Genomic DNA, 12,195 nt, shown 5'->3' with positions numbered 1-12,195 from the left:
ACGTTTGTCTATTTCCCAAAAGCATTTGAAAATGTTCACCCACCTTCGTACATGCCTGATTTATGCACACTTCGCTGAGTGGGTAGCCAGTTCTACTCGAGCGGCATCAGAATCGATAACCGACCGTAAATCCATAGCGGGGACCAAGGGCTTCTCTACTCATCAGCTCCGGCGTGATTGACCGGAGTGGTGTCCGGCTGGTTGGCAGTTGATATTGAAGCCCGAAAAACAAATCAATGACCATCCGCTTCGGCGTCGCCTGCCAGCCAACCATACCGCCGGGTATCCAAACGTATAGCTGTCGGACGGCTTTCACTAACGATCCGTTCTGATCCCGAATAAATTCGCCCTGGTTGTCGAACTGATAATCGTCGAGAGTAAGCCGGGCAAATCGCCCGTACACGCCTGCGTAGAAACCAACCGGAGCGGCATGGCGTCGACTAAAGTAATTCCGATATTCCAGCGTTACCCGCTCATAATGAAACCTACCCGGTGAAGGCACATTGGCTTTGTTGTTTTGGTAATCAAACCGTTCGGAACCAAATCCAAACCCTCCAACCACCGATGCACGTTTGGTTAAGACCCGTTCGTAAAAGACAGACACGTCGCCGACAAGCAAACTCAGCGGGCTGATTTTCAGCACATTTTTTCGGAGGCCTACCGAATCCAATACCGATTGGGCAGAGAGCGTATTCGACGCGAATAGAATCAGGACGACAAATAAGTATTTTTTCACAATGTAGCGGCAATTAATCTGCTAGAAAGCCAGCCCTATGCACAAACCCAGGCGGAGATCGAAACGGTAATCCTCGGGTTTTGCGTCGAGCGGGTAGTAGGTAGTGCGCTCGGTGGTTATCCGGTATTGCATCAACGGAAAATAGCCCGCTCCCAGAAAGGCATCCAGCACAAATCCGCCCCGGCTGATGAACTGCGTACCGATTACCGCTCCCCCGCCGAACATGGAGTAGAACACGGTGCCGTATTTCTGACTTCCCAATATCCCAATGTGTTCTTCGACTACGGATTGGTATCTGAGGTAAGGACTTACGTAAAACCCTTTAGGAGCCGGGCGATGCGCCGAAGGGGGTTGTTTCGATAAGTAAAATCGGTACTCCGGTGTAATGTTAAAAAACGTGGATTTGCCAAAGAGACCCCAGGTTAGAGACTTGGCACCAAGTTGCAGGCTCTGCTGGTGGACAGTAGGCACCTCTACCAACAGCGAAAACGGCCCGGTTAGATTGGTCTTGACCAAAGCTGGACGTAGGTACCGCTGCGTTGAGTCCTGGGCTACGGCAGCCGTGGCTATAAGGATGCCTACAGCGATAACGGTTGGCAGTAACCGATTGATTGTTCGGTGTTGCATCAGAAGCAGCTTGTTTTTACGCCCACCCCCAGCCTGAGCAGATATAGGCTGGGGATAGCAGTACGGTTTTATGGATAGCTTTATCAAACTACCGACAGTTGACCTAGGCGTGGTGGTTGCGATCACTTCGGCGGGGCTGACAGACGTATTGCTTGCCGTTGATTCGGAAATGTAGCCGTTGCTTTTGAGGATCGGGCTAGTTTGCTTTATTAAAACAGACTTCCTTTATAGAGATGATCTGTTTACTGCCGTTGGTAGCACCTCGAACCGATACACAAGTTTGCCCGATTCAGTAATCTCGATTAAGGTGATGGATAAGAGTTGTGCAATGGCGTTCATAAGCTGTTACTGAACCGATAGAGATATATTGGTAAACGTGGCCGCACCGGTGGTATTAGGCATCATCAACAAATAGATAATTAGTGACTCAACGCCTATCGTATACGGCAGCGTAACGGAGTATTCGGCAAAATCGGCAGTGCCTTTCATCGGGATCTGCCCTTCGGTCGATGCGATTAGCACGGCGGTTTGCCCTTTGCGATCGCCCCGCAACACCAGCGATACGCCATTGCCCTGTACCTGGTCGAGTCGTACTCTCGCTTTCAGCGTTAGAGAGCGGCCTACTCGCAGACTCGTGGGCGGTGAAAAACTATAGGCCCAGTAGCAGTAAGCGGCCGTATCGGTAAGCGCCAATGTGCTCATACCTAGCGTAAACGAAGCCGCTTTTGCGCTCACTCCCACCAGTCCCGTATTTCCAATGGGCGAGGTCACCTCAGGACTACTGTCACGAAAGGTTTGCTGGTAATTGTTGGCATTGCTCCGGTTGCCTCCCTTCTCTACAGAGAAACGCCAGTCGGTAGCCGTTACCATAACCGTGTTGCCAGCCGATGGAAGGCTGGAGTTTCCACTGGAAGCCGTCGAAGTAGCCTTGGGGAAGTTATCATCCCGTTCGCAGCTCAACAGGAACGAAGCCAGAAATAGAAACAAAAACAGATATGTTTGCATGGTCTTTTGGATGGTATGGACAAGAGTAAGTCGTACAGTTTGCTTGTTTATCGTAGGGCCTGGGTAACGATGTCGGTAAACGTAGCGGTTTGATTAGCCTGGTCTTTCGCCGTAACGCCTTCTCGTAGCGCGAGCCGAGTGTATACATGTAAGTCGGAATCAATCAGTTCGACGCGAACAGGCTTGTTATCAACCAGTCTGACACCCTTGTAAATCAGGACAGCACTAACGGGATCGGCGGTTGGGTCTTTTTTTGACTTGTAGACCTTCAGTTGGCAATTCATCGGTAACGTAATGCCCAGTTCCAGCTCTTTGCGAACCGCGGTCAGCAGCGATTGCAGTTGTTGCAGAGTCTCCTGTGGCCGGAAATGATAGTATACCTTGTCTTCCGTCGGGGGCTGGTCAGCTTCGATATACCCCAACATGGGACCCACTACGCCAATGAGCGAGAGCGACTTGTCGGAAGGAATCACAATGGGGTCCACCAGTAACAGGTTACGCGGAGCCGGGCGATTGACAAAATAGCCCGAAGCAACTAGTTCCAGCAGTAGTGCTCCGCTCGTTGAAGACCCGACCAGACTAATATTTTGATAACCGGCTTTAAGCAGGGCATCGTACTCGGCGGTAATAGCGACCTGCCAATCCCGCCAGGACGACTTTTTGAAGTCATCGTAGCTACGACCATGGCCGCCCAGCAATACCTGCGACAAATAAACGTCGGTGCGGCTGCCCAGAAACGCACGCAGTTCGTCCCATTCAAACGTAGTAGCCGAATAGCCGTGGCAGACAATCAACACCGGCCTTCGGGCCTGCTCGGGCGTAGGCTGTGGAATCGCTTTCGAAACAAGGTAGTTCTCCGGTTTGTACAGGGATGGATCGAACAGAGTACCGCTGTCCAACATAACCGGGGCAATGGCTGGCTCCCTAGAGCAGGCTAACCCAAACAGGGCCAGCAGCCATAAACTTAGTAAGGTTTTCATGGGTGGTTAGTGGCGGCTTTTAGAATGTCCCAGGTAATGCTCGTCTGCACAAAAACTGGGTAAAGCGTTCCGGGCCCCGATACGCCATTGCCCGTCAGTAAATTATAGCCGATTGAGCCGCTAACTTTTAAGGGGATTCTGGGACAGAAACAAAAGCCTATTTCTGGAGATGCCAGCGGTGAACTACTCGGCAGGTCGTCGAACAAAGGGAGGTCATAATCCGCTCTGAAATAACCTATGTTCGCTTTAACCAATGGCTGAATAAGCCACTGGGGGCGGAAGTAATAGGCAGCAAAGAGCGTAATATTATCCTGTTTGATGGCGTTCGAAGCGAGCGCCGTCCCCAAACGCGATGTTACGTAGCTGGCACCAGCATAAAGCCGCTGATGAACCAGCTTTGGGCTGGTGAACTGAGCCGTCAGGCCGTTTTCTGTGTAAAAGCCAATCGACTTTTGCAGTCGAATACCCACGTCCAATTGCCGCTGGCCAAACAAAGTTTTGGGTATCAGCAGGGCGAGTACGTAAACAAAGAGGAAGGTTGTTCTCATGGGATTAAAGGGGCGGGTTAGTTGACTTCCACCGATACGTCGCTGAAGGTGACTGTACCTGTTGTTTTAGGCAAGAGCAACAGGTACACGCTCAACAGATCAACCGATTTGGTGTAGGGTAATCTGAGTGCGTATTCTGTAAAATCGGCCGCTCCCCGGATCACTTTTTGCGTTTGTGTACTGGTGAACAAAGCCGCTGTCTGTACGCGCGTGTCGCCCCGAAGAGCCAGCGAAATTCCCTCCCCCTGCACGTTGTCCAAACGCACTTTCGCCCGTAGGGTCAGGGTTTTACCTATCGTCAACTCGTTGCCAGGTTGATAACCAGCTACCCAATAACTAAACGTACTGGTGTCTTTAATCTCCGTGGCCGACAGACTCAGTGAGTAGGAATTACCGCTCGACTGGTGGGTGTTAACATAATTGTTGGGATTATCCTGCGAAAAGTTACTAGGATAAAACAACCAGTCTACTTCGCTGAACGTAACGACATTGTTGGTAGCGGGGGCGGGACTATTGTTGTCCTTTTTACAGCCGAAGGCTAACCCTACAAGCAGGAGAACCAGAACGGGAAGATTTTTCATAGCTTAGGTGATTTGTGTGGATGTTGTTTAAGCTGATTCGGATAAAGTCGGATAAGGCGATCATGGGGTCGGGATTCGCCGTATGTCGATGCGTTACGAAAGTATGGGAGCAGCGGGTGCGATGACTATTGCACATTCCGGCTGTATACAGACACCAACTTGCAGTCGTTACCGTGCTTCTCCAGCACCCGTACCTCCCGGCTTTTAAGTTACCGTTGGTACGTTGTCGGATTTGCAGGGATGTGGCTGTTGCGGCTTTGTCCACGATCGTAACCTGCATATTGCTCGCCTGATCGTCGTGGCCGGGCCCGGTGTTGGATCGTCAAAGTAGCCCTCAAACATACCGCTGTAGGCATCCCAGCCAGCCTGCGTCAGGATGCTGGCCGCTCCGCCCTGGGCCGTCCAGCTAACGTAGGGTTCATGTGCCCAATGGCTGAACCACTTCTCGCGATTTTCCGTAAAAAATGCGTCGCTTTCGTCGGCAATTACGTTCCGGATGGATGGCGGCTTCGTCGACGGCATAGGTACTCGTATCCATACCGCCGTTCGAAGCGGCCAACGTTGTCTGCGCCTGCACAGAACCGGCCATACCAGCGAAGCTAAGGCAATGAATAGGTTTTTCATGAGCGTAGTAACTAGTTTATGTGGAAGTAGAAAGTGTCCCGTTCCCGAATAATTGATTAAAGTCCAGGGCAACGTTTTCCCGGGGCGAGACGAGCGAGGTAAAGATTAGCCTGTGTCCATGTTTGGCAAGAGAATAAGTGGTAGATAGCTTGGTTTACAGACCCATTTAAATCCTTGACAAAGTTTGGCAGAGTGCCCGATTAGCAGTAGTACTTTTGGTACCGATCCTAATAACTTTTTGCCCTCAGAACAGACCGGTAAGTCATTTGGCCGTGCGCAGCCAGTACGCGGGAAACGTTACCCTATGACAAAACAACTCACTGAATACCGAGCAGGCATTTGGTTATGTTGCAAAAGCCTTTGAAAATGTTCCGGCAGAAAAAATGCATCTTCCCAACTGATCCTAGGCTTTGTTAAGTGGCCGACAAGCTATTGCCGGAACGACTAAGCAACCCACCTCCGCCCAGGCCTGGAGCGATCAGCCAGACGAAGAATCATTGGCCTGCGCCGATCGTTGTTCATTGAAGTGTTTGGCTATTTGTGGCAGTTGAACATTCTTGGCCTGAATCAGGCCGGTGACGGCTCCCACGAAACAGCGCTGGCGGGCAGGGTGGCTGGCCAGTAATACTTGCTGGAAAAGAACTAACTTTGTCCTGATCTTCGGATCTGTTGAGAAGCTGTTTTTGGTTGGTCTAGACACCCAAAAAATCAGCTTTCCTTCGTTTCAGACGACTCCAAACATAAATCTTCCGGTAAGTAGAGCGTACCAGAATAGTCAAATTGATAATAATGGTTTAGCTATAACAAACTGTTGGGTGCATTCGCGCGATGGCCCTCGTAGGTATGCTTCGTCTTTGGCCACGATTCGATTATTATATCTATCCACGCTTTATATCCTGGTGAATGGAATGATGCTCTTCTTGACAAAAGGCTAAAAACTTAACGCACTAATGGCTTTGACAACCGATAAAACAGAAGACAATTAGACTCAACCGGCACAATATCGGTTCTGCCGATTACACATAATCTTGAATCTGGCCACATAAAACGCATATACCGGCGTTTAACGCACGCATAAAGCGCAGCCAAATTATTCACTCGAATGAATACTTTGACCACTAGCGAAAAAGTTGACTGCTAAAGGATTCCAGCAAATGCGCATAACGGATCTCTATACCACGAATGACATTTGTGGACGAGAGAGTTGGGTTATTGACGTAATGCTATCGCCCGCAAATACCCTTGTAATCGCAGTACTGACAGGTTTCGAGCTGATCGGTCTTTTTGAAAGGCTTTTCGATATCCAGCATGTTCTGAATGATTTCCCGCAACAGATCTTCCGAATCGGTGATGTATTGGGTCATGCTGTCGTCGGCCCCAAACGAAACCGGGTTTGTCTTAAATCCCCCATTTAGATCGCGGAAGGAATAGAAACCGGCTTCTACGGGCAAGCCAGCGGCCGGATAAACGTCGGTTTTGGCTTTGTTGCGGGGCAGTCCGCCGTGCTCGCTGATGTTCTTGAGCGCCAGGTAGCGATACAGCCAGAGCTGCCGCATCTTATCTTCTTTGCCGTCCAGCAGCAGCTTTTCGCGCAGGTCTTTAGGCGTTTTATCGGGCAGATCAACCCGACCCGTTTTATAATCGACAATGCGGATTTTATCGCCGTACCGTTCAATCCTATCAATTTTTCCGGCTATTCGGACACGTAATGGCTCTCGCCCCTCAAACGGAATCGTCAGGTACGTTTCCAGCGTTTGTTCGGTGCCAATCACCGTGAGGCCGTTTAGCTGGCTCTGCTGCCGCTGAAAATCAAGCATCAGCTTCTGGGCCAGTTCGTACAGCAGCAGGTTCATACCCGACTCGATCACCCGCCCTTTCATGGTCAGAGCGAACTCCTCCTCCAGCAGCTGCTTGATAATGGATTCGTCGACTGGAAGCCCCTGTAGCCGGTAGTCGATGTCGAGCCGTTCGAGGACTTTGTGCATCCAGTTCCCGAAGTCGGCCACGCCCATCTTTTCTTCGATGTCTTCCTCCTCGCTGATGTTAACAATCCGGCTGAAGTAAAACCGCATGGAGCAGCTAACGTACTGATTCAGGTACGACGGATACAGGCCTTTTGTACTCAGCATCCGGGCCAGGTCAGCTCGAATCGTCTCTGTTTTGGGCACCTGTAAATCCGTTACGTCGGCCACCTTCTGGGTTTCCGATTTACCAAAGCGTACGGTCGGATAACTGATGCGGATTAAGCCGTTCGCGTGGGGAGCCAGTTCGTGTTCAAGCTGGCGAATAAAGCGGCTGGGTTCGCCTTTGCTGTTCCCATACGCATCGGTAGACGTCGTATACAGCAGCACAATGTCGCTGGCGCGCTGGAGCAGCCGGTAGAAGTGATACGCCATGACGGCCTCCTGCTCCCGATACGTCGGCAGGTTCAATTCATGGGCGATGTCAAACGGAATCAGCGAGTTCAGCCGACGCGACTGCGGCAGAATTCCTTCGTTTACCGACAGAATGATCACCCGGTCAAAATCCAGCGCCCGCGTTTCGAGCATCCCCATAACCTGAAGCTGGCTTTTTCCTTCGCTGGTGAACGGAATACTCGTTTGCCGGATCAGTTCGTAGAGAAACTGCCGGAAGCTTTTCACCGTTACGGGCGTACTGTTTACCGAGGCAGCCTGCCGCTCCAGCGTCGATTCGAGTTGCTTCAGCAAGGTAAAAAACAGGTATAAGTATTCGATCTCGATGGCATCCTGACTGCTTCGATAGACGTCGCGCAGAAGCTCGATCATGTCGTAAAAGGCCCGGATGGCCCGCATCGGGTCTTCGTTGGGCCAGCGGGAAAACAGCACCCGAACCAGCGGATCGTCCTGGCCCAGTTCACGCAGATCCGATTCGGTCAGATACACGCGCTGCTCTTTCACAATCACTTTCGCAATCCACTGGAAGAGCGGTTCGGGCGGTAGTATCTCGCCTGTATCGAGCTGCTGACCGGGCCACTTCAGCTCCCGAATCCGCTCGTACTGCTTAATGAACGGGTGATTAAGTACCTTGACGACATGGCGATGGTGAAATTTGGGAATTCGCACATCCCGACCGTCTTTGGTACGAAACTCATGCACCGTACGCTGCATCTCAAACAACGTATCGACCAGCGTAAACAGCAGTGAACTCCGCAAGGACAAACCCATGGTAACGTTCAGGTTCGTTACGCTCTCATCCAGGGCATACAGCACCGGCACCAGCAGCGTTTCGTCGGCCAGGACGATGGCGGTTTTACCCCCTCTAGCCCCCCCACCAAGGGAAGGCATCGAAGATTCCATCTCTGCGTCACCAACTCCCCCCCTCGTAGGGGGGGCTGGGGGGGTACTCCCCCACTCCTGATAAATCTTCCCGGCTACTTTCGCCTGCATACTGGCGTTGGGTACGCCCACAATGCGAATGTATTTTTCGGTACCAACCAGATTATTGGCTACGTCCTGGCGGTTTTGTTTCGAGAGTAACCAGCCGTTGTCGCGGTACCGGCGCAGAAAATCACCCGCTTCCTGGCGGTAATCGTTCAAATAGTAGTGGTCGACATCCCAGATCAACTCGGCTTTCTGAGCCTCTACCAACACGCGGATAATTTGCTCTTCGGCGCGACTCAACGCGTTGAAGCCCACAAAATAAACCCGCTCGTAAGCCAGATTGTCGCGAATCAGCGACTCCACCTGCTGCGCCAGCAGCCGATAGGCCATGCCCCGGTACGCCAGTCCCTGTTCGTTCAGGCGTTGGTGCAGCGCATGATAGGCCGTATGCAGGTTCTCGAACAGCTTAAAATACCGGGACGTACCGGGCGTTTCGGCAATCGGGCGAGCCGAAGCTGGCTGATCGACCTGCCAGCGTTCCAGGGCTTTGGCGGCCGTCAGGTAGCTGAACAGTTCGTGCGGATTAACGAGGTATTGATCAATGCGGTCGAAGTCAGCCAGGAGAACCGACGCCCAGCCCACAAACTGTTCGAATTCGACGAGCGGATCAATTTCTTTGAAGATATCGTAGAGTTCAAAGAGCAGACTGACCGAGTCAATAAGCTGCACTCCGGCGGCACGGGTGATAAAATCGTCGACGGCCAGCGCGTGAGGAGCCAGAAACGGGCGATCCGACAGGGCGGCCAGCTCATCGAGAAATACCGACACCGCCCGGCGCGTTGGCAGAATCACCCACACATCATGAAGACTGGGGCCGTGGGTGTCGAATATGTGCTGAGCAGTTTGCCGAAGAAAAGTCATTGAGTGTGGGGAAAGCAATCGCGTTAGTCTGGTTGGCGACACGCCTGTCCGTAAAGATACGTATTGTGACCCACTGAACCGGCTCCCGGGCGAACTAGTTCAGTGCATCCGATCACCACGAACGGCCAGATTCTCCATAATATCGGCTTCTACGGCCAGAAACTCTTTCCAACGCTCCCGCACGCGGTCGGCTGGCAGGTACGTTTCGGCCAGCTCGATGAAATTGCGGTAGTGCCCCGCTTCCGAAATCATCAGTTCACGGTAAAATCTGCGCAGGCTTTCGTCGGCAATCGACTCCGAGAGCAGTTTGAAGCGTTCGCAGCTCCGGGCCTCAATCAAGGCATTAATAAGCAGGTTATCCATCAGCTGCTCGTTCGAATCGCCAATCGACCGCCGTAGCCGGCTCCGTAACTGATTGACGTATTCATCTTTACGCTGCCGCCCCAGCGGAATGTTCCGTTTGCGCAGTTCTTTCAGTACGCGCTGAAAATGCCCCCATTCCTCGGCAACAACGGGTGTAAGGACCTCCACCAGTTCTTCTTTATCGGAATAACTGACAATCAGCGAGATGCAGGACGAAGCTGCTTTCTGCTCACAGTACGCGTGATCAATCAAGATATCGCCAATATTCATTTCGGCGATATTGACCCAGCGGGGGTCGGTGGGTAGTTCAAGACCGAGTGTGGTAAGCGACATAGTCTAGGTATTACAAGCATACGAAGCAACAAATTTACCATTTGTCGGCTATGATACGTACCCCTATACGGCGATTATTACGCGGTTCGGCTGTCCATTTCAGACACTTCGCTGAGCCAGGCAATCGACGACCTGCCTTGTTCTTTCATCAATACGTTGGGTTATGCAATTATCTTTATCTTTAAGCCTACCCTGTTCCCTTATAACAGAGCCAGTATGTACAGTAAACCCAATAACTCTTCCCACCTAAACGCAATTGTTGACCTTTCGCTTAGAGCCTGGGAACCGGTCCTGCGTCGGCACGTAACGCGTACGAGAAGCTTGGCTTCAAATTACTATCAGTTGCCAGATTCTTCAAAAAACTGTAACCCGTACGCGGACCCTAATCAGACGCTTAAGTATCAATTCGTAGTGGATTAAAGATGAAATCGTATAAATCTAAAATAGGGCTTGAGCTAGCTATCCCGCTTTCTGTTTTATTGATCGGGCTAGGAAGCTTTATGCTGTATAAAGGAATCTGGCCAGGTGTAGGTATCATTGGGTTTATCACTTTCTTCATAATACACCTGTTTGTAACGACCCATTACACGATTGATAGCCACCTCTTACGCATTAAGTCTGGCTTCTTTTTCAACAAATCCGTGGAGATTGCCTCAATCAGAAAAATCATTGAAACCCGTAACCCGATCAGTTCACCGGCCCTTTCTCTTGACCGAATCGAAGTAATCTACAACCGATTTGACAGTGTACTACTTTCACCGCAGGACAAAATCGGATTCATTGATGAGTTAAAAAAAGCAAATCCCGATATTGAAGTCCAACTAAAAGATCAGTAACGAAATCTAGACAAGCTACTCCAGTACAGCTCCCGGCACCTTAAATTTTATCGAACCCACTCGCATTCTCACGGAACAACAATACGATTGAGGGGCGGGACTGATGCGGTACTAGATGACGTAGAGCACCTCTACGGTAGGCGAAATCAGGGGGATACGTACCAGAAACATGTCTTCGCCGTGGATAACGTCAATAGATGAGTGGTTGAGCAGCTTGTACTTCATCATGATGTTCTGCAAGCCAATCTGATTGGAAGGTACCGACTGTTTCTTTACCTGAAGATTGTTCTCCACGTACAGATTTCCCTCCCGCGTGTACAGCTTAATCACCAGTGGGCGCTTGGCCGAGATAATGTTGTGCTTAATGGCGTTCTCGAACAGGATCTGGAGCGTCAGCGGGGCAATCATGTAGGCCATGTATTTAGGATCAATATCAGTCTCCATGAAGATACCACTGCCGTAGCGCGTCTTGATCAGGTGGAAATACGCCTGAATGAAGTTCAATTCGTCGGTCAGGGGGCAAAGATCGCGGTTATTCTGCTGAAGCAGGTACCTGTACACCGACGATAGTTCATCCAGAAACCGTTCGGCCTGCTCGGCATCACTGGTAATCAGCGACGAGAGCGAGTTGAGATTATTAAACAGAAAATGCGGATTGATCTGCGTTTTCAGGGATTCGAGCTGACTCTGCAGGTTCGTTTTTTTCAGATCCTGGGCCTCGGTATACGAAACCTTCCAGCGCTGGTAGAGATAAACGCCCTCGTAATACGCGGCAATCTGAACCGTGCCCACTACCGACACGAGCGTATTGAAAAAATAAGGCTTGAACAAGAGGTAATCTTCGGAGGGCCAAAGGCCGATCTGATGATAAACGAAGGTCTGAGTAATCCGGATAGCGCTGGAACAGGCCACAAACCAGATGAGCTGGAACAGGACGCGCGGGCGGGTCTGGGCGAGTTCGGGGTACTTCCGGCGGGATAAAAGGATTCCCCAACGGTTTGTTTCCCAGACGGCCACCGTACCCAGCACGAAGAAAATCGGAATCCGCCAGTCGTCGGGATACGGTACGTTGGTGTAGCCATACATCATCCACTGACCCAGTAGCGACAGTACGGGCACCCCTACAATGCGCATCCATTTGTCGTTCAACCGCTGCATTTTGTCACCGTTTCATTCGAGGCTTACTCCGTCATTCACATAACGGGTTTTGGCGGGCGTTGGATAAATCGTCAGGCAATTCGCTTGTCGTGCATCCGCGGCTGTAGGGTAAAAGTACGGAAATTAGCCGTTTCCTGTAAAC

General features: G+C 51.1%; 11 protein-coding genes. 1 reads left to right on the top strand and 10 read right to left on the bottom strand.

Going from position 1 to position 12,195, the window contains the following annotated elements:
• Window positions 1–106: 106 nt before the first annotated feature.
• From ACYVBJ_RS14410 to ACYVBJ_RS14370, 9 genes are all read right to left on the bottom strand, one after another.
• Complete coding sequence (locus tag ACYVBJ_RS14410; RefSeq protein WP_460983008.1) at window positions 107–736, bottom strand: hypothetical protein; 630 nt, start codon at window positions 734–736, stop codon at window positions 107–109.
• A gap of 21 nt (window positions 737–757) precedes the next feature.
• A complete protein-coding gene (locus tag ACYVBJ_RS14405) occupies window positions 758–1,363 on the bottom strand; it encodes a hypothetical protein (protein WP_460983007.1) in 606 nt (201 codons plus the stop codon).
• Between the two features lie 345 nt (window positions 1,364–1,708).
• Entirely contained in the window at window positions 1,709–2,368 is a 660-nt protein-coding gene (locus ACYVBJ_RS14400; RefSeq protein ID WP_460983006.1) for a hypothetical protein, read from the bottom strand.
• Between the two features lie 47 nt (window positions 2,369–2,415).
• The gene (locus tag ACYVBJ_RS14395) at window positions 2,416–3,348 is read right to left on the bottom strand and encodes an alpha/beta hydrolase (protein WP_460983005.1); all 933 of its coding nucleotides are present in this window, start codon (window positions 3,346–3,348) and stop codon (window positions 2,416–2,418) included.
• Window positions 3,345–3,896: a hypothetical protein gene (locus ACYVBJ_RS14390; protein ID WP_460983004.1), complete on the bottom strand. Its 552-nt coding sequence runs from the start codon at window positions 3,894–3,896 to the stop codon at window positions 3,345–3,347. Before ACYVBJ_RS14390 ends, ACYVBJ_RS14395 begins: the two co-directional genes overlap by 4 nt.
• Window positions 3,897–3,913: 17 nt before the next feature.
• Window positions 3,914–4,477 (bottom strand): hypothetical protein, encoded by a 564-nt coding sequence (locus ACYVBJ_RS14385; protein WP_460983003.1) that lies wholly within the window; start codon window positions 4,475–4,477, stop codon window positions 3,914–3,916.
• 204 nt (window positions 4,478–4,681) lie between these two features.
• Entirely contained in the window at window positions 4,682–5,101 is a 420-nt protein-coding gene (locus ACYVBJ_RS14380) for a hypothetical protein (RefSeq protein ID WP_460983002.1), read from the bottom strand.
• 1,223 nt (window positions 5,102–6,324) lie between these two features.
• Complete coding sequence (locus ACYVBJ_RS14375) at window positions 6,325–9,363, bottom strand: PD-(D/E)XK nuclease family protein (RefSeq protein WP_460983001.1); 3,039 nt, start codon at window positions 9,361–9,363, stop codon at window positions 6,325–6,327.
• Window positions 9,364–9,462: 99 nt separating this feature from the next.
• A complete protein-coding gene (locus ACYVBJ_RS14370) occupies window positions 9,463–10,059 on the bottom strand; it encodes a MiaE family protein (RefSeq protein WP_460983000.1) in 597 nt (198 codons plus the stop codon).
• Window positions 10,060–10,481: 422 nt separating this feature from the next.
• On the opposite strand from ACYVBJ_RS14370, the gene ACYVBJ_RS14365 reads away from it, so the two are divergent.
• The gene (locus tag ACYVBJ_RS14365; RefSeq protein ID WP_460982999.1) at window positions 10,482–10,895 is read left to right on the top strand and encodes a PH domain-containing protein; all 414 of its coding nucleotides are present in this window, start codon (window positions 10,482–10,484) and stop codon (window positions 10,893–10,895) included.
• Between the two features lie 111 nt (window positions 10,896–11,006).
• On the opposite strand, the gene ACYVBJ_RS14360 is transcribed toward ACYVBJ_RS14365, so the two are convergent.
• Complete coding sequence (locus ACYVBJ_RS14360; RefSeq protein WP_460982998.1) at window positions 11,007–12,053, bottom strand: sensor histidine kinase; 1,047 nt, start codon at window positions 12,051–12,053, stop codon at window positions 11,007–11,009.
• Window positions 12,054–12,195: the final 142 nt, after the last annotated feature.

This window comes from Spirosoma fluminis, from assembly GCF_054778895.1.
This window is presented reverse-complemented; position numbering and strand designations above follow the sequence as displayed.

What these genes read in the sequence shown, in the direction of transcription:
- ACYVBJ_RS14405 (WP_460983007.1), bottom strand. Translation starts at nt 1,363, where the DNA reads ATGCAACACCGAACAATCAATCGGTTACTGCCAACCGTTATCGCTGTA.
- ACYVBJ_RS14400 (WP_460983006.1), bottom strand. Translation starts at nt 2,368, where the DNA reads ATGCAAACATATCTGTTTTTGTTTCTATTTCTGGCTTCGTTCCTGTTG.
- ACYVBJ_RS14395 (WP_460983005.1), bottom strand. Translation starts at nt 3,348, where the DNA reads ATGAAAACCTTACTAAGTTTATGGCTGCTGGCCCTGTTTGGGTTAGCC.
- ACYVBJ_RS14390 (WP_460983004.1), bottom strand. Translation starts at nt 3,896, where the DNA reads ATGAGAACAACCTTCCTCTTTGTTTACGTACTCGCCCTGCTGATACCC.
- ACYVBJ_RS14385 (WP_460983003.1), bottom strand. Translation starts at nt 4,477, where the DNA reads ATGAAAAATCTTCCCGTTCTGGTTCTCCTGCTTGTAGGGTTAGCCTTC.
- ACYVBJ_RS14380 (WP_460983002.1), bottom strand. Translation starts at nt 5,101, where the DNA reads ATGAAAAACCTATTCATTGCCTTAGCTTCGCTGGTATGGCCGGTTCTG.
- ACYVBJ_RS14375 (WP_460983001.1), bottom strand. Translation starts at nt 9,363, where the DNA reads ATGACTTTTCTTCGGCAAACTGCTCAGCACATATTCGACACCCACGGC.
- ACYVBJ_RS14370 (WP_460983000.1), bottom strand. Translation starts at nt 10,059, where the DNA reads ATGTCGCTTACCACACTCGGTCTTGAACTACCCACCGACCCCCGCTGG.
- ACYVBJ_RS14365 (WP_460982999.1), top strand. Translation starts at nt 10,482, where the DNA reads ATGAAATCGTATAAATCTAAAATAGGGCTTGAGCTAGCTATCCCGCTT.
- ACYVBJ_RS14360 (WP_460982998.1), bottom strand. Translation starts at nt 12,053, where the DNA reads ATGCAGCGGTTGAACGACAAATGGATGCGCATTGTAGGGGTGCCCGTA.